Source organism: Rhodospirillales bacterium (genome assembly GCA_016872535.1).
In the GTDB taxonomy this organism is placed as follows: Bacteria; Pseudomonadota; Alphaproteobacteria; order Rhodospirillales; family 2-12-FULL-67-15; genus 2-12-FULL-67-15.
In genome coordinates this window covers 26,641-44,194 of record VGZQ01000017.1, presented here as the reverse complement: position 1 = coordinate 44,194, position 17,554 = coordinate 26,641, and the positions used below count along the sequence as shown (strand labels likewise).

The window sequence follows — 17,554 nt, the reverse complement described above, 5'->3', positions numbered from 1 at the left end:
GATTCGCGCCCTTTTCGGCCGCGATCGCGCGTTGCACCTTCGGGTTCGTGGAGGGAAAATTGGTCGGCGCGAGCGCGTCCGCGATCAGGCGCAGGTAGAACTCCGCCTTGCGGCGCTGGGCGGGATCGAGGTCGCGCGCGAGCGCGGGCAACCCTTGCAGCCAGCGCGCGCCCAACAGATACGCCTGCTTCAGGAAATCGAGGCTCGGGTCTTCGCTCCAGGCTTCATCCTTGAAGCGGCGGTCGTCGGGCGCCGGCTCGACCACCGCCGCGGCCGGACCGTCGGCGAGGCGGGCGGCGTAAGCGCGCCACAGCCGCGCGTAGGACCGCCACAAGTCGGCCTGCGCCGAGGCTACCCGGACCGGATCCTGGGCGAGCGCGTCGGCGAGCGTAATGAACGTCTTGCCGACCACCGCCGGGTGGGGAATTTGGAATTCCGCGTCCTCCTCGGCCCGCGCGAGCGCCGCGCGCGTCACGGCGGCGATCCGCTCGGCCAAGGTGGGAGCCGGCGCGGTTGCGCCGTCCGCCCGGGATTCCGGCGCGGCCTTTTTTTCCACTGTGCGCGCGTTCTCGTTCATACGGTCCCGTCCCGAAGACAGGATACGCCAAACGACGGGCGACCGCCAAACCGGGATCGATTAGGGTTAACGCGGCTCGATCACGTCCCGATAGGCGTGCCAGGACGCATGGCCAAGCAGCGGCATCACCACCGCCAAGCCGAGAAACAGGGTCACGAATCCGACCCCGGTCAGCAGCACGATCAGCGCCGCCCAACCGAACATCACCCGCCAGTTGGCCCGCACCGCCCGGGCGCTGACCAGGATCGCGGTGACGACGTCGACCGGCCGGTCGAGAAGCATCGGAAACGAGAATGCGCTGATGGTGAACGCGAGCGTGGCGATCACCGCCCCCACCGCCGTGCCGAGGGCGAGGAAGAGCCCTCCCCGCACCGAAAACAAGATCTCCTCGACGAACCGGTCGAGCGGCGGCGGGCTTTGCCCGTAGAACAGGACGAACAGCACCAGCGCCAGCAACGTCCAAACCAGGAATACCAACATCAGAACCGCGCCCATCGCGCCGACCTGGGCGAACCCGGCCGAGCTTGCGCGCGCGACCGCGCCGGCCGAGGGCCGTTCGCCGGATTCGAGCCGGCGGCTGATGTCGTAGAATCCGATCGCCAGCAGCGGCGCCATCAGCACGAACCCGCCCGCGAGCGGCAGGATCAGCGAGCCGAGACCGAGGAAGAGAAGACCGCCCGTGAGCGCCAGGCTCACGACCGCGAACACGGCACCATATCCGAGACTGACCCCCGGCGCGCGGCGGACGTCCATCCAGCCGGCGGCCAGCCAGCGCCCCGAGGCATCGACGGAGACGAGGCGGATGGTCGCCGGAAGATCGCTCGCGCCCGCCGTCTGCGTCATAGGGTCTCCCGGTTCAGAACGGACCCTTGTAGCCGGCGGTGCCCCACCAGTAGACCCATGCGAACAAGAACAGCCAGACCACGTCGACGAAGTGCCAGTACCAGGCGGCAGCTTCGAAGCCGACATGCTTTTCTGGCTTGAAGTGACCCTTCGCCGCGCGGAACAGGCACACGATCAGAAAGCAGGTGCCGATGATGACGTGGGCGCCGTGGAATCCGGTGGCGAGATAGAAGGTCGACGAATAGATGCCGTCCTTGAACTTGAACGCGGCGACGCCGTATTCGTAGGCTTGGGTCCCTGTAAAGATGATGCCGAGCGCGATGGTAAGAGCAAGGCCGACGACGGTGCCTTTCTGATTGCCTTTGAGCAGCGCGTGGTGGGCGTACGTCACCGTGGCGCCCGAGGTCAGCAGGATCAAGGTGTTGAGGAAGGGCAGAGTCCAGGGATTGAGCGGCTGTACGCCCGCGGGCGGCCAGATGGTCGCCGCGACCTTGCTCAGGATCGGCATCGAGGAGTGGAAGAACGCCCAGAAGAAAGCGAAGAAGAACATCACTTCCGAGGCGATGAACAGGATCATGCCGAGGCGCAAACCGGTGGACACCGGATCGGTGTGATGCCCCTGATGGGTGCCTTCGGCGATCACGTCGCGCCACCAGCCCCAGAACGTGACCAACAAGCCGGCCACGCCGACGAGGAACAGCCAGATCGGCCCTTCGTGCATGTACCAGATCAACCCGAACGCCGTGAGTAGCGCGGCCGCGGCGCCCACCACCGGCCACGGGCTCGGATCGACCATGTGCCAGGGATGCTTATGGGTAGTGGACGGGCTCGACATGTCTCTCTCCGTTGCTGCGCGTTCGGAAGGTTAACTGCGATTCGAGGGAATCGCGCGGAAGAAGGTGTAGGACAGCGTGATTTCGCTTACGTCGTCGGCTTCGGCCCGCTTGAGGATTTCGGGGTCAACGAAGAACGACACCGGCATGTCCATGGTTTCGCCTGGGGCCAGCGTCTGCTCGGTGAAGCAGAAGCATTCGACCTTGGCGAAATAGGGCCCGGCCTTGTGCGGGGTGACGTTGAAGGTCGCCGTTCCGGTGACGGGTTTGTCGGAAAGATTCCGCACGCGGTAGAAGGCGAGTGCGTTTTCGCCGATCGCGACCGTGGCCGACCCCTGAACCGGCTCGAACCGCCACGGCAGATCGCGCGCCACGTTGGCGTCGAATCGTACCGTGATCGTGCGTCCCGCCGCCGTACCCGGGGCCGCCTTCGCCACCTGGGTGGTGCCGCCGAATCCGGTGACCTGGCAGAACAGCCGGTAAAGCGGCACAGAGGCATAGGCCAAGCCGATCATGCCCGCGACGCCCCCGAAGAGGGCGACGGCAAGGCGAAGATTGCGGCGATCGGCTGCGGCGGCCATGGATCGATTTCGGAGCGCGGGCGGTTCAGTGCGCGGCCTCGGGCGCGATGCGCGGCGTTTCCTCGAAGGTATGGAACGGCGCCGGCGAGGGCACCGTCCATTCCAGCGTGGTCGCGCCCTGCCCCCACGGATTGGCGGCCGTTTTTTCGCCCGAGGTGAAGGTGCGGAACACTACCCATAGGAACCAGACGGTGCCGAGGATGGTGATCACCGCGCCCGCGCTCGAGACCATGTTCCAGCCGGCGTAGGCGTCCGGATAGTCGGGGATGCGCCGGGGCATGCCGGCCATGCCGAGGAAGTGCTGCGGGAAGAACAGCAGGTTGACGCCGACGAACGTCAGCCAGAAGTGCAGACGGCCGGCCGGCTCGGGGTACTGACGGCCGCACATTTTGCCGATCCAGTAATAGAAACCGCCGAAAATCCCGAACACGGCGCCGAGCGATAGCACATAGTGGAAATGCGCCACCACGTAATAGGTGTCGTGCCAGGCCATGTCCGGGCCGGCGTTGGCGAGCTGAATGCCGGTCACGCCGCCGACCACAAACAGGAAGATGAACCCGACCGCCCACAACATCGGCGTGTCGAAGCGGAGCGAGCCGCCCCACATGGTGGCAATCCAGCTAAAAATCTTCACGCCGGTCGGCACCGCGATCACCATGGTCGCGGCGATGAAATAGGCCCGCGTGTTGACGTCGAGGCCGACCGAATACATGTGGTGCGCCCAGACGACGAAGCCGATCACGCCGATCGCCGCCATGGCGTAGGCCATGCCGAGATAGCCGAACACCGGTTTCTTCGAGAAGGTCGAGACGATCTGGCTGACGATGCCGAACGCCGGAATGATCATGATGTAGACTTCCGGGTGGCCGAAGAACCAGAACAGGTGCTGCCACAAAATCGGATCGCCGCCGCCGCCCGGCTTGAAGAAGGTGGTGCCGAAATTGCGGTCGGTCAGCAGCATAGTGAGACCGCCCGCCAACACCGGCAGCGCCAGCACCAGCAATACGGCAGTCACCAGCGTCGCCCACACGAACAGCGGCATGCGGTGCAGCGTCATGCCGGGGGCGCGCATGTTCATGATGGTGACAATGAAGTTGATCGCGCCAAGAATCGATCCCGCGCCGGCGATGTGCAGACTGAGAATAGCCAAGTCGACCGCCGGGCCGGGGTGGTATTCGTTGCTGGCGAGCGGCGGATACACCGTCCAACCGGTCCCCGGCCCGCCGGCGGTGAAGCCGGCGGCAAGAATCAGGATCAGCCCGCCCGCGGTCAGCCAGAAGCTGATGTTGTTCATGCGCGGGAATGCCATGTCCGGCGCGCCGATCATCATCGGCACGATCCAGTTGCCGAAGCCGCCGATCAGGGCCGGCATGACGAAGAAGAACACCATGATCAAGCCGTGGGCCGAGACCAGCACGTTATAGAAGTGCGGATCGGTGATGTATTGGAGCCCCGGCTGTGACAGTTCGAGGCGGATCAACCACGACATTATCCCGCCGACCAAGCCGCCGATCCCGGCCAGCACCAAATACATGGTGCCGATGTCCTTGTGGTTGGTGGAATAGAGCCAGCGCTTCCATCCCGTGGGGTGGTGGTCGTGGGAAGCGTGGGCGTCGTGAGCGGCGTAAGCCATGGCGGTGTCCTCTCAGATCCTCGAAATAACGCGCGAGCCTCTCAGCGGGTGGCGGCGACGTGAACGGTTTCGGGCGTGGCGGCGAATTTCTTCTTCGCCTCTTCGGTCCATTGCGCGAAAGCCGCCTTGGAAACGGCGCGCACCTGGACCGGCATGAAGCCGTGATTGATGCCGCACAATTCCGAGCATTGGCCGTAATAGGTGCCTTCCTTGGTGATGCGCACCCAGGTTTCGTTGGTACGGCCGGGCACGGTGTCGATCTTGACCCCGAACGCCGGAACCGCCCAATTGTGAATCACGTCTTCTGACGTCGCCAAGACGCGAACGTTGGTGTCGACCGGCAACACCACTTCGTTATCGACGGTGAGCAAGCGCGGCTGGCCAGGCTTCAAATCCTCGGCCGGAACCATGTTGCTGGTGAAGTTGAGGTTGCCGTGGTCGGGGTAGTGATAAGACCAGTACCACTGGTGCGAAACGACCTTGAGGGTCATTTCTGGCTTGTCGGTCCGGTCCATGAAATAGAGCAGGCGGAACGACGGCACCGCGATCACCACCAGGATCAGGATCGGGACCACGGTCCAAATCACTTCGAGCGCGGTGTTGTGTGTCGTCTTCGAAGGCGTCGGATTCGATTTCTCGTTGAACTTGATGGCGCAGTAGCAGAGCAGCGCCAAAACGAACAACGTGATGGCGACGATGATCCAGAACAGAAGGTCGTTGAACGACTGGATCTGCTCCATCACCGGCGTGGCCGCCGGCTGGAAGGTCATCTGCCACGGGCGCGGCTGGGAGGCCGAAGCCGGGACCGCCGCGGTGAGCAGGATCGCTGCCGCGCTGGGAATTAACCGAGCAAAGCGTGTGAACATGGCCTTATCCGCATAGTGGAAAACAGTTTTGGAAACCCCCGCCGCGAGCCCGCCTTTACAGCGTGATCTTCGCCGATGGCGCGACGTGCGCCGCCAACCCCCGCGACATAGCATTTGCTAACACGGCCAGAGTGCCATTAAAAGGGGCTTTTTCCGGGGGCGCCGGGCTCTGCCGGCGCGCGAAAATTGGCCCGAGTTATCGCACCATGAACCGCAGAAAATGGATGCTGGCGTTGGCGCTGCTTGCCCTCGCGCTGTTCATGTACGCATCGATCATCTGGAAAATGTCCTAAGCCCCCGGATCAGGTCGGTCATGATCCAGAATTGGACGATCCAGGATTTATCCCATGCCATCGCCGCCCTCAACGCGCTTTCGGCGCTATTCCTAGCCGTGGGGTATGTTTTTATCCGTCGAGGCGATCGCGTTCGACATCGCCGCATGATGGTGTCGGCGCTCGCCGCATCGGCGGCGTTTCTGATTGTTTACGTGATCTACAAGCTCAACTCCGGATTCGCGCGATTCGGCGGCGAAGGATGGGTGCGGCCGGTGTATTTTTCCATTCTCGCGCTGCACGTAATCGGTGCCATCGCCCTGGTGCCGATGGTGCCGCTCGCGGTCTGGCGCGCGCTTCGGGGTTCGTTCGACGCGCACCGCCGCATCGCCCGCGTCACTTGGCCGGTTTGGATGTACGTCGGCGTCTCCGGCGTGGTGGTCTATGTCATGGCCGTGCACCTGTTTCCGCACCATGGTTGAAATGCCGAATCGCGAGGTGCTGCGCGCGTGGATGGGCTTGGCCGCGCTCGCGCTCGCGCTTGCCGGCGCGATGGCCGTGCTGCTCGCGCTCTCGCGCATTCCCGGCAGCCAGACCCTGTTTCCCTGGCCGGTGGCGTTCTTCGAGCGTGGCTTGGTGGCGCACGTCGTTTTCTCCTTCGTGGTATGGTTCCTGGCCGCATTCGGGTTGATGTTGGCACTGGCCTCGCGACCGGCGACCGCCTCGACCATCGACCGAATTGCGCTCGGCGGCGCGGCCGCTTCGTTCGTTCTGCTGCTGGTGCCGTCACTGACCGATCGCGGCGAGCCGACCCTCAACAACTACGTCCCGGCCATTACCGATCCGCTCTATTATCTTGGGCTCGCGCTGCTCGCAGGCGCGATGCTGTTGCCGGTCGGCCGTTTCCTCGTCGATCTGGCGCGAGGCGCTCTGGCGCGCACGCCGCATGCGCTGGTACTCGGCGCGGGTAGCGCGGTCTACGTCCTCGCCCTCGTCGCTTTCGTCCTGTCCGCCGTCGCGCTCGCGCCAGCCGCGCCGTCGTTCGATTTCAACGAGGCCTTATTCTGGGGCGGCGGGCACATTTTGCAATTTCTCAACGTCGCCATCCTGATCGCGGCCTGGATCGCGCTCGCCGACGATGTCCTAGGCGGGAGCGGGGACAGCCCCGCCTTTCGCCTGGCCGCCGGCCTGCTCGTTCTTGGCGCGGGCGCGGGCCTCGGCCTCGATCTCGCGCTCGATGTCAATTCTTCGGTCCGATGGGAAGCGTTCGCGTTGTTGCAATACGCGCTGGCGCCGGCGCCGCTGCTTGCGGCCGGGGCGATCGCCCGCCGACTGATTCCGGCCGCGCGCACCCGGCCGGATATTCGCCGCGATCCGGCCTTTCTCGCGCTCGCGCTTTCGGTCGCGGTGTTCGGCGTCGGCGGTCTGCTCGGCCTGTTCGTCGACGGTGCCGATACCCGCACGCCCGCGCACTATCATGGGGTCATCGGCGGCATCAATTTGGCGCTGATGGGCGTTTTCTTAAGAATCGCGCTGCCGCGCGCCGGCCGGCCTCCGAGGGGAAGCCGCGTTCTTGCCGTTCAGATCTGGCTTTACGGCGCGGGCCAAGCGCTTGCCAGCCTGGGCCTCTTCTGGGCCGGCGGCTACGGCGCGCCGCGCAAGGCCGCCGGCGAAGCCCAGGGGCTGGTCGAGCTCGGGGCCAAGCTCGGGCTTTACCTCAACGGTTTCGGGGCCTTGATCGCGGTCATGGGCGGGATTCTCTTTATTGTTACCCTGGCCGGAGCGTTGTTGCGCCGCGAGAGGAGCGTGTAAAATGGCGTCACCCGCCACTTTCGAGGACCGTCGCCTGCCCATGTCCGCGACCCGCACCACCGGGGCCGAAGGCCAATCCGTGCCCGGCGCCGTGCCCGAAGAAACCCAGCACCGCTTCCGTATCGCCGACTACGGCGTGATCCTGAAGCCACGCGTGATGTCGCTGGTGGTGTTCACGGCTTGCGTTGGCCTGATTCTCGCGCCCGGCACGATCGCGCTCGCGACCGCGGCGATCGCCATTTTGTGCATCGCCGCCGGAGCCGGGGCCTCGGGCGCGATCAATATGTGGTACGACCAGGACATCGACCGGGTCATGCGCCGAACCATGGGACGTCCGATCCCCGCCGGCCGGATGCGCCCCGTCGAAGCGTTGGTGGTCGGGATTTTGCTCGGGATCGCGTCGGTCGGCGCCATGGCCCTGCTGGTTAACGCCGTCGCCGCCGGCCTGCTTGCGCTCACCATACTTTATTACGTGTTGATCTACACCGTGTGGCTGAAGCGGCGAACACCGCAGAACATCGTCATCGGCGGGGCTTCGGGCGCACTGCCGCCGATGATCGGCTGGGCGGCGGTGACCGGCGACGTTGGGCTCGGCGCGATCGTCTTGTTCGCCATCATCTTCCTGTGGACGCCGCCGCATTCGTGGGCACTCGCGCTTTATCGCAACGCCGATTACGCCGCCGCCGGCGTGCCGATGATGCCGGTGGTCGCCGGCCCCCGACATACCAAGCGGCTGATGCTCGCCTATACGGCGTTGCTGTTGCCGGCGACGCTGGCGCCGGTCGCGATCGGCATGTCGGGCTGGCCGTACGGGATCGCCGCGCTGGCGCTGGGCGCTCTTTTTGCCGGCCACGCGATCCGGCTCGCGCGCGATCCCGGCGTCGGCCCGGCGCGGCCGATGTTCCTCTATTCGATCCTGTATCTGTTCCTGATCTTCGTCGCGCTGCTCGCCGACCGGGTGATCGCGCGATTTCTCTGATCAGAACTGAACGCGGCCGCCCACCAGCAACAGGCGGATGTCGTCGTAGCTCGCGCCGGTACGGTCGAGTTCGAAAGCCTTGCCCATTACATAGATCTGGCTGCCGATGTCCTCGAAGTGTTGGACGACGGCGGCCGAATATTGCTTGGCCTCGTCGCCGTTCTGGCCGTAATCGTTGTAGACGCCATAGTCGACGGCGAAGGCGGTGGGCCCGATTCCGAACAGCTTGGCGATGTAGCCGACCTTGCCGTAATAGCTGGTCCCGTCGTCGCGGTTGGCAGCCTTGTGCTGCTGCCGACCGGCTGAAAATGCGACATTGAATCCGCTTTCGTGCAGCACCGCCGCCGAGCCGACGACGCGGTCCTCGACCGTGGTGTTGATGCCGCTGACGTTGGAATAGCCGAGCGCCGCGGCGATCTCGAACGGGCCGATCTTGCCGCCGTAGCGTAGCGCCGCGTCGCCTTGCCCGCCCGACACGAACGAAGCGGAGGCGAAGAATCCGCCGTAGGTCGGGGTGTCGTAACGGATACGGTCGTCCATGCCGCCGTTGAGCGATACGACGACATCGCCGACCGTCGGGCCGTCCGTATAGGAGCGGGTACGCGTGTTGTAGAACACCAGCGCCGAGCCGATCACGCCCGCGTCGGCGTAGTTGCCGGAAACGGTGGTGCCGGAAAGATCAGATTCGACGATTTCGTCGGTCGCGGTGCTGCCTTGGCCGAGCCAGATCTTGCCCAGGCGCTTATGGGCCGCGAACACCTCCATCTTGCGTTCGACGAACCGGGTTTGATTCTGGTTGTTGTCGCCGTTGCCCTGGTGAATCGTGACGATACTTGCGCTGTTGGACGGAATTTCCGTCTCGATCTGCGCGCCCAGGGCGAAATCGTCGCTCACTTCCGCTTCCGCGGACATGTTGAAGCGCGTGGTCGCGGCGGCGTTGTCGACGATCAACGTGCGCGAGGATTTGCCGTCATCGGCGAACATCAGGGCCCGGTTGACGTGCCCGCTGAGGGTGAGCTTGACCTTGTCGCGGCCGGTTTCGCGCGAAACTTGCGCGTCGGCCGGTGTCGCGATTGCGCCGGCCGATGCGGCCAGACCGGCCATGAGCCAAAACTTGGTACGGCATAGCGATTCGCGATCGATCATTTTCGACACCCTTCCTTGGATTTGTTTTTCGCGCGCGGACAGGCCCTTATGGCCGATAATAAAAGCTTGGCTGAGGACAACTATCGCCCCGAAAAAAATTATTCACCATATGGGAGTTCAACTTCCCACCGTTGCCAAATACTGTGGCAAAAGAATTACACGCGACGTATCAAGACAAATATCTGCCTATTTTTCAATCAAAAATACAGTTATTATAAAAATGATTATTTATTGTGCTATTTTGACCACAGTCAGTGGCGGAGTACATGAAAAATCAGCCTTTTTCCCTGACACTCTTTGCGTCCCAGGTTGAGCCCGGCCACTATCGGCGAATGCCTGAAAGCGCCTATGGCCAACTCGAGCGCCAGTTCCGCCGTGCCGCCCTGATCGGCGAAGCGGCGAGCGTGCTCAACTGGGACCGTGCCGTCATGATGCCGGCAGGCAGCGCGGCCGCGCGCGCCGAACAGCTCGCGGAGTTGCAGGCGCTCCGCCATGAGACCCTGGTCCGCGCCGGCACCGATGACCTTCTCGCGGCCGCTGAATCGGACCCGAACCTCGATGCGTGGCGACGCGCCAATGTCGCCGAAATGCGCCGCCAATGGGCGCACGCCAACGCGCTCCCCGAGGATCTGGTCACGGCGCTCGCGCGCGCCTGCGCCGCGTGCGAGGCGATCTGGCGCGACGCGCGCGGGGCGGGCAACTTCGCCGCCGTTCTGCCGTCGTTCGAGACCGTGGTCGGGCTGGTGCGCGAGGCGGCGGCGGCCAAAGGCGCGAAGCTCGGCCTCGCGCCCTACGACGCGCTGCTCGACGAACACGAGCCCGGCGCGCGCGCCGCCGACATCGACCGCGTGTTCGCGCGGCTCGAACAGGAATTGCCGCCGATCGTCGCCAAGGCGGTCGAGCGCCAAGCGACGCGGCGCCAGCCGGTCCGGCCTGAAGGCACGTTTCCGGCGCAAAGTCAGCGCCAGCTCGCGCTCAAGCTGATGGCGGCATTCGGATTCGACTTCGCCCACGGCCGGCTCGACGTCAGCGCGCATCCGTTCTGCGGCGGCGTGCCGGACGATATCCGCCTCACCACCCGCTACGACGAAGACGACTTCGTCTCCGGCTTGATGAGCACGCTGCACGAAACCGGCCATGCCCTCTACGAAATGGGTCTGCCCGCCCAATGGCGCGGCCAGCCGATCGGCGAGGCGCGCGGCATGGCGCTGCACGAAAGCCAGTCCCTGTTGATCGAAATGCAGGTTTGCCGGTCGCGCGAATTCTTCGACTTTCTGGCGCCGTTGCTGCGCGAATTTCTGGCCGTCGGCGCGGCGGGAGCGCCCGCCAACCTGCACGCGCTCGTGACCCGCGTCCGGCCCGGCTACATCCGTGTCGACGCCGATGAGGCGACTTACCCGCTGCACGTGATCTTCCGCCACCGGATCGAACAAGCCATGCTCGCGGGCGACCTCCGCCCGCGCGACTTGCCCGCGGCCTGGACCGAGGCGATGGTCCGTCACTTCGGCCTGACGCCGTCGTCCGACCGGGAAGGCTGCCTCCAGGACATCCATTGGTTCGACGGCGCGTTCGGCTATTTCCCGTCCTACACCTTGGGCGCGCTGATCGCCGCGCAACTCTTCGCCGCCGTCCGCCGCGCGCTGCCCGATCTGCCGAACGATATCGCCAACGGCCGCTTCGCTCCTCTGATCGGCTGGCTCCGCGAGCGCATCCACGCCCGGGCGTCCTCGGCCACGACCGCGACGATCGTGGCCGACGCCACCGGGCGGGCGCTGGAACCCGACGATTTCCTCGCCCACCTGCGGGCGCGCTATTTGCGCGAACACTAGCCCTGCGTCCCGGCGGGGTATAGGGTGCGCTCCGCCATGAAATACGTCTCGACCCGCGGCCCTGGCCCCCGGATCGGCTTCGCCGACGTGCTCCTCGCCGGCTTGGCCCGCGACGGTGGCCTTTACGTGCCGGAAAAATTCCCGCGCCTGTCGCCCGGCGATATCCGCGACCTGCAAGGCCGTTCTTATGCCGACATCGCCCGGCGCGTCATGCATCCGTTCGTCGCGGGCGCCATTCCGAAGGCCGCGTTCGCGCAGCTGGTCGCCGACACCTACGCCGGGTTCGATCACGCCGCGGTCGCGCCCTTGAAGCAGATCGGCGCCGACCGCTGGCTGATGGAGCTGTTCCACGGGCCGACACTCGCCTTCAAGGATTACGCCCTGCAACTGGTCGGGCGGCTGTTCGATAGGGTGTTGGCCGAGCGCGGCGAGCGGATGGCGATCGTCGGCGCCACCTCGGGTGATACCGGCGCCGCCGCGATCGAGGCCTGCCGCGGCCGCGCGCGCATGCGGATTTTCATCCTCCATCCCAGGGGCCGCGTCTCCGACGTGCAGCGCCGCCAGATGACCACCGTCGCCGACGCCAACGTCCACAACATCGCCATCGAGGGCACCTTCGACGACTGCCAGGCCCTGGTGAAGGCGATGTTCAACGACCACGCGTTCCGCGACCGCCATCGCCTGGCCGCGGTCAATTCCATCAACTGGGCGCGGATCATGGCGCAAGTCGCCTATTACTTCGCCGCCGGCGCCGCCCTCGGCGCGCCCGAGCGCAAAATCTCGTTCGCGGTGCCGACCGGAAACTTCGGCAACGTCTATGCCGGCTACGTCGCGGGCCGCATGGGCTTGCCGATCGCGCGCCTGTTCGTCGGATCGAACCGCAACGACATCCTGACCCGCTATCTCGCGACCGGCGTGATGGCGACCGCCAAGGTGGTGCCGACCACGAGCCCGAGCATGGACATCCAGGTTTCCAGCAACTTCGAGCGCCTGCTGTTCGAGGCGTGGAATCGGAAATCCGCGCCGCTCGCCGACGCGATGACCGCATTCGCCCGAACGGGACGCGCCGATTTCGGGCGCGAGCGGTGGGGCCGTATTACCCGCCAATTTGCCGGCTTCCGTCTCGACGACAAGGGCACCGCGCGCGTCATCCGCGACGTCCATCGGTCATGCGGCGAAATTCTCGATCCTCATTCGGCGATCGGCCTGGCGGCGGGCGCGGCCCTGCACCGGCCGGACGACGGCGCCCTGGTCGCGCTGGCGACCGCGCATCCGGCCAAGTTTCCCGACGCGGTCGAGGCCGCCTGCGGGGTGCGCCCGGCGCTGCCCGCCCGGCTCGCCGATCTTTACGACCGCCGCGAACGCTGCGCGACGCTGCCCAATGATCTTGCCCGCCTCAAGGCCTTCGTCGCCGCGCGCGCCCCAATCAACGACGAAACGTCCCGGAAACGCCCATGACCCAGGATGTCCGCGTCACCCGGCTCGCCAATGGTCTTCGGGTCGTGACCGACGCCATGCGCACGGTCGAAACCGTCACCTTTGGCGCGTGGGTCGGTGTCGGCACCCGGCACGAGGACGAAAATGTGAGCGGCGTCTCCCATTTCCTCGAGCACATGGCGTTCAAGGGCACGCGCCGGCGCACCGCGCGCGCCATCGCCGAGGAAATCGAGTCGGTCGGCGGCCACATGAACGCCCACACCACGCGCGAATATACCGCGTTCCACGCTAAGGTGCTGCGCGAGGACCTGGCGCTCGCCGTCGACATGATCGCCGACATCGTCCAGCATTCGACCATCGATGCGGACGAACTCGAGCGCGAACGCTCCGTCATCCTCCAGGAAATCGGGCAAGCCAACGACACCCCCGACGACGTGATCTTCGACAATTTCCAGGAAACCGCGTATCCCGGCCAGGCGCTTGGCCGTTCCATCTTGGGCGCGCCTCACATGATCCGCGCGCTCCCGCGCGACACCATCCTCGGCTACATGCACGACCATTACGGCCCCGCCCAAACGGTGATCGCTGCCGCCGGCCGCGTTGATCACGACTGGCTGGTGGCGCTGGTCGACAAGACGTTCGGCGAATTGCCCGGCACCGTCCCGGCCAGGACCGAGCCAGCCCGTTACCAAGGCGGCGAATTCCGCCGCACGCGCGATTTCGAGCAGGCGCACATCCTGCTCGGCTTCGACGGCATCGGCGCGCTCGACGACGATTTTTTCGCCGCCAGCGTGTTCTCGACCTTGTTCGGCGGCGGCATGTCCTCGCGCTTGTTCCAGGAGGTGCGTGAGCGGCGCGGGCTCGCCTATGACATCTATTCGTTCCTGTCGTGCTACGCCGACGGCGGGCTGTTCGGCGTCTACGCCGGCACCAGCGCCGAGGACGCCGACCAGGCGATCGACCTGATCGCGCGCGAGACGCGGCGCGTCGCCGACGATCTCGGCGAGGGCGAGATCGCGCGCGCCCGGGCGCAACTCAAGGCCAGCATTCTGATGACGCTCGAAAGCACCACCGCGCGCTGCGAACAGGCGGCGCGCCAGATCATGCTGTTCGGCCGGCCGATAAGTCCCGAGGAAATCGTCGCCAAGATCGAGGCGGCGGACAAGGAAACCATCCAGCGCGTGGCGCGAAGGTTGACGGCGTCCGCGCCGACCGTGGCGCTGCTCGGCCCGATCGCGGGCGTGCGCGAATATCCGCGCATCGCGGAGCGGCTGAAGCCCCACTAAAGTCGGAAATTATCCGTGCCCGGCGGTGTCGGCGAGCATGCGGGGATCGATGCCGATCTTCTTCATCGCCTTCAGCCACTTGCCGTCGAGGTCGGGGCCGAACACCAATTCCTCGTCCGCCGGCACGCTGAGCCAGCCGTTGGCCTTGATCTCGGCGTCCAACTGGCCCGCACCCCAACCGGAATAGCCGAGCGCGAGCAGGCGCTGCTTCGGCCCCGCCCCTTGCGCGATCGCCTTCAGGATGTCGATGGTCGCGGTCAGCGCCACCCGGTTGTCGACCAGCATGGTCGCGTCCTGCACGTAATCGGCCGAATGGAGCACGAAGCCGCGCCCCGATTCCACCGGCCCGCCGAAGTGAACGCGGATCGGAATGCCGCCGGCCGCGCTTTCGATGCCGAGCTGGGACAGCAGGTCGGGAAAAGTCAGCGATTCGATGGTCTTGTTGAGGACCAGTCCCATCGCGCCTTCGGCGTTGTGGGCGCACATGTAGATGACGGTCCTGGCGAAGCGCGGATCGGCGAGTCCCGGCATCGCCACCAGCAGTTGGCCGGTGAGATAGGGGCCGCCGTTCACGGCAATTTTGTCCGTCGACATGAAATCGGCTCCGTCGCGAACGATTCGCATACCGAAATATAGTATAACCCGTCCGGTTGCGGCGCGGAACCTCGATAAATCGCCGCGATAAAGAGTGCGTGAGGTCCATGCGCGTCGTTTTGCGCGCCCCGGCGAAGCGTTATAGTAAACGCCGCACCCCATGACCGCGCGCGCTTGTCGAACCGCTTCCGTTGTTTGGGCGAAGGTCGGACTCGTTCTCGGCCTCGCCGTGGCGACGCCGACCGCCGCCGACGCCGAACCCGCGTCGCCATGGTCGGACACCGTCTACACCAAGGTCCGTCTCGTCTCCGCCGTGACCGCGACCGGCACGGGCGATCGCGTGCCGCTCGGCCTCCACTTCAAGATGGAGAAGGGCTGGAAAATTTATTGGCGCGCGCCCGGCGACGCCGGCTTTCCGCCCAAGCTCAAATGGGACGGCTCGACCAACGTCAAGGACGCGCGGATCGAGTGGCCGACGCCGGAGCGCTTCAAGCTGCTTGACGTCGAGACCATCGGTTACAAGGACGAGGTGGTGTTGCCGCTCGCCCTCCGGCCCGCGACGCCGGGCGAAGCGCTTACCCTTTCCGCCACCGTCGATTTTCTCACCTGCGACCAGATTTGCGTGCCGCACACCGCGAAGCTCGCGTTGGCGTTGCCGGCGGGCCCGGCGGCGCCGAGCGCCGAAGCGCACCTGATCAACCGCTTCGCCGCGCGCGTGCCCGGCGACGGCGCGGTGCAGGGCCTGACGATCGAACGCGTCGAAGCGCGAGCCGGAAGCGGCAAGAACGCCGCGAGCGTGACCGTTACCGCCACTTCGCGCGAACCCTTCGCCGCGCCCGACGCGTTTCTCGACGTCGGCGGAATCGACACCGCCAATTTTCATCCGCCCACCGCCGTCTTCGCCGACGGCCGCACCCGCGTCGCCCTGACCCTGCCGGTCGACGGCGCCGAGGCGGGCGCCCTCATCGGCAAGCCGATTTCGGTAACGCTCACCGACGGCCCGCGCGCGGTCGAACACACCCTCGTCGCCGTCGCCGCGACTGGTGCGCCGCCCGGCGGCGCGCCGGTGGTAGGCCTGTCGCTCGTCGCCGTGCTCGGCTTGGCGCTCCTCGGCGGCTTGATCCTCAACCTGATGCCGTGCGTGTTGCCGGTGCTGTCGCTCAAATTGCTCGGCCTCGTCGGCCACGGCGGCGCGGCCGCGCGCGACGTGCGGTTTTCGTTCGTCGCCTCGGCGGGCGGTATCCTCGCCGCGTTCCTGGTGTTGGCGGGCGCGCTGATCGCGCTGAAAGCGGCGGGCGCGGCGATCGGCTGGGGCATCCAGTTCCAGCAGCCGTGGTTCCTCGCCGCCATGATCGTGGTGACAACCTTGTTCGCCGCCAATCTGTGGGGCCTGTTCGAGGTGCACTTGCCCGAGGCGGTCGCCGATCTCGGCGCGACGCCGACCCACACCCACGGCCTCGGCGGGCATTTCCTCGCCGGCGCGCTCGCCACCCTGCTGGCGACACCGTGCACCGCGCCGTTTCTCGGCACCGCGATCGGCTTCGCGCTGGCGCGCGGCGCGGGCGAGATTCTGGCGGTGTTCACGGCGCTCGGCCTCGGGCTCGCGCTTCCTTATCTCGCGGTCGCCCTGTTCCCCGCGCTCGCCACGCGCCTTCCGCGCCCCGGCGCGTGGATGATCCGCCTGAAGCAGGTCTTCGGTTTCGCCCTGATCGGCACCGCGATCTGGCTCGCGAGCGTACTCATGGCACAGGTTGGCGAAGGCGCCGCGCTGGCCGCCGCCCTCGGCGGCGCGGCCCTGCTGCTGGCGCTCGCTTTGCGTCGCCGCCGCCACCTCGCCGGTCGGCCCGCGCTCGCGGCCCTCGCCCTCGCCGCCGTGGCCACCGTCGCCCTGCCGGTATGGCTGGCCCGCGCGCCGGGAGTATCCGGGCCCGCCGGCGGCGGACCGTGGCGGTCGTTCGACGAAGCGCGCATCGCCCAGTACGTCGCCGAAGGCAAGACCGTGTTCGTCGACGTGACTGCCGATTGGTGCATCACCTGCAAGGCCAACAAGACCCTGGTGCTCAACCAGGGCGAGGTGGCCAAACGCCTCGGCCGCGAGCCGGTCGTCGCCATGGTCGCCGACTGGACCCGCCCCGACGAACGCATCGCCGCCTATCTCGCGCGCTTCGGCCGCTACGGCATTCCCTTCAATGTCGTCTACGGTCCGGGCGCGCCCGAGGGAATACCCCTACCGGAGCTGTTGACGAGCGCCGAGGTTCTTGGCGCCCTCGACAAGGCCCAGCGTGGCGGCCCCGCCCGGGTGGCGGCGCCGGGCTCTTGAACGTTCCCGTCCCGCCCCGCCATACTCGCGCCAACAATCAGCCCGGGAGAGACACCATGACCATCAAAGTCGGCGACAAGGTTCCGTCGGTCACCCTTTACACCATGACCAAGGAAGGGCCGAAGCCCGTTTCCAGCGACGAACTGTTCCGCGGCAAGAAGGTCGCGGTGTTCGGCCTGCCCGGCGCGTTCACGCCGACTTGCTCGGCCAAGCACCTGCCCGGCTTCGTCAAGAAGGCCGTCGCCCTCAAGAAGAAGGGGATCGATCAGATCGTCTGCATGGCGGTCAACGACGCCTTCGTCATGGGCGCTTGGGGCAAGGACCAGAAGGTCGGCACCAAGGTGATGATGGTCGCCGACGGCAGCGCCGACTTCACCAAGGCTGCCGGGTTGGAACTCGACCTCTCCGCGCGCGGGCTGGGGCTCCGCAGTCAGCGCTTTGCCATGATCGTCGACAAGGGCGTGGTCAAGGACATCGCCATCGACCCGCCCGGCACCTTCGAGAAGACCAGCGCCGAGGAAACTCTGAAGCGGCTCTGAGCCTCGA

General features: G+C 66.2%; 17 protein-coding genes. 9 read left to right on the top strand and 8 right to left on the bottom strand.

Annotated elements, in window-relative coordinates:
- From FJ311_05265 to coxB, 6 genes are all read right to left on the bottom strand, one after another.
- The coding region (locus FJ311_05265; GenBank protein MBM3950845.1) for a class I poly(R)-hydroxyalkanoic acid synthase at positions 1–577 on the bottom strand (577 nt) is incomplete at its 3' end.
- Positions 578–643: 66 nt separating this feature from the next.
- Positions 644–1,420, bottom strand: coding sequence for a DUF2189 domain-containing protein (locus FJ311_05260; protein MBM3950844.1), 777 nt, complete (start codon positions 1,418–1,420; stop codon positions 644–646).
- A 13-nt stretch (positions 1,421–1,433) separates the two neighbouring features.
- Positions 1,434–2,255, bottom strand: coding sequence for a cytochrome c oxidase subunit 3 (locus tag FJ311_05255; GenBank protein MBM3950843.1), 822 nt, complete (start codon positions 2,253–2,255; stop codon positions 1,434–1,436).
- Between the two features lie 30 nt (positions 2,256–2,285).
- Entirely contained in the window at positions 2,286–2,834 is a 549-nt protein-coding gene (locus tag FJ311_05250) for a cytochrome c oxidase assembly protein (GenBank protein MBM3950842.1), read from the bottom strand.
- 25 nt (positions 2,835–2,859) lie between these two features.
- Entirely contained in the window at positions 2,860–4,467 is a 1,608-nt protein-coding gene (gene ctaD, locus FJ311_05245; GenBank protein MBM3950841.1) for a cytochrome c oxidase subunit I, read from the bottom strand.
- Between the two features lie 41 nt (positions 4,468–4,508).
- A complete protein-coding gene (gene coxB / locus FJ311_05240) occupies positions 4,509–5,333 on the bottom strand; it encodes a cytochrome c oxidase subunit II (protein MBM3950840.1) in 825 nt (274 codons plus the stop codon).
- A 62-nt stretch (positions 5,334–5,395) separates the two neighbouring features.
- Here coxB and FJ311_05235 point away from each other — a divergent pair, with 62 nt between their 5' ends.
- From FJ311_05235 to FJ311_05220, 4 genes are read left to right on the top strand one after another with little or no spacing between them, the layout of a single operon-like run.
- Positions 5,396–5,626 carry a hypothetical protein gene (locus FJ311_05235; GenBank protein ID MBM3950839.1) on the top strand — a complete coding sequence of 77 codons (231 nt, stop codon included), beginning with the start codon at positions 5,396–5,398 and terminating at the stop codon, positions 5,624–5,626.
- A gap of 20 nt (positions 5,627–5,646) precedes the next feature.
- Positions 5,647–6,087 (top strand): DUF420 domain-containing protein, encoded by a 441-nt coding sequence (locus FJ311_05230; protein ID MBM3950838.1) that lies wholly within the window; start codon positions 5,647–5,649, stop codon positions 6,085–6,087.
- Positions 6,050–7,417 carry a hypothetical protein gene (locus tag FJ311_05225; protein MBM3950837.1) on the top strand — a complete coding sequence of 456 codons (1,368 nt, stop codon included), beginning with the start codon at positions 6,050–6,052 and terminating at the stop codon, positions 7,415–7,417. Before FJ311_05230 ends, FJ311_05225 begins: the two co-directional genes overlap by 38 nt.
- Before the next feature lie 40 nt (positions 7,418–7,457).
- Positions 7,458–8,396, top strand: coding sequence for a protoheme IX farnesyltransferase (locus FJ311_05220; protein MBM3950836.1), 939 nt, complete (start codon positions 7,458–7,460; stop codon positions 8,394–8,396).
- Here FJ311_05220 and FJ311_05215 read toward each other — a convergent pair whose 3' ends face one another.
- On the bottom strand, positions 8,397–9,542 hold the full coding sequence (locus FJ311_05215) for a porin (protein MBM3950835.1): 1,146 nt from the start codon (positions 9,540–9,542) through the stop codon (positions 8,397–8,399).
- A 332-nt stretch (positions 9,543–9,874) separates the two neighbouring features.
- On the opposite strand from FJ311_05215, the gene FJ311_05210 reads away from it, so the two are divergent.
- The 3 genes from FJ311_05210 to FJ311_05200 are packed head-to-tail and all read left to right on the top strand — an operon-like array spanning position 9,875 to position 14,094.
- Positions 9,875–11,371 (top strand): carboxypeptidase M32, encoded by a 1,497-nt coding sequence (locus tag FJ311_05210; protein MBM3950834.1) that lies wholly within the window; start codon positions 9,875–9,877, stop codon positions 11,369–11,371.
- Positions 11,372–11,407: 36 nt separating this feature from the next.
- Entirely contained in the window at positions 11,408–12,829 is a 1,422-nt protein-coding gene (locus tag FJ311_05205) for a threonine synthase (GenBank protein ID MBM3950833.1), read from the top strand.
- Positions 12,826–14,094, top strand: a complete 1,269-nt coding sequence (locus FJ311_05200) for an insulinase family protein (GenBank protein ID MBM3950832.1) — start codon at positions 12,826–12,828, stop codon at positions 14,092–14,094. Before FJ311_05205 ends, FJ311_05200 begins: the two co-directional genes overlap by 4 nt.
- 9 nt (positions 14,095–14,103) lie before the next feature.
- Here FJ311_05200 and FJ311_05195 read toward each other — a convergent pair whose 3' ends face one another.
- Positions 14,104–14,688 carry a YqgE/AlgH family protein gene (locus tag FJ311_05195; GenBank protein ID MBM3950831.1) on the bottom strand — a complete coding sequence of 195 codons (585 nt, stop codon included), beginning with the start codon at positions 14,686–14,688 and terminating at the stop codon, positions 14,104–14,106.
- Positions 14,689–14,848: 160 nt separating this feature from the next.
- Here FJ311_05195 and FJ311_05190 point away from each other — a divergent pair, with 160 nt between their 5' ends.
- Together FJ311_05190 and FJ311_05185 are read left to right on the top strand one after the other, a co-directional pair.
- A complete protein-coding gene (locus FJ311_05190) occupies positions 14,849–17,008 on the top strand; it encodes a hypothetical protein (protein ID MBM3950830.1) in 2,160 nt (719 codons plus the stop codon).
- Positions 17,009–17,064: 56 nt separating this feature from the next.
- Positions 17,065–17,547: a peroxiredoxin gene (locus FJ311_05185; protein MBM3950829.1), complete on the top strand. Its 483-nt coding sequence runs from the start codon at positions 17,065–17,067 to the stop codon at positions 17,545–17,547.
- The last annotated feature ends 7 nt before the right edge of the window (positions 17,548–17,554 follow it).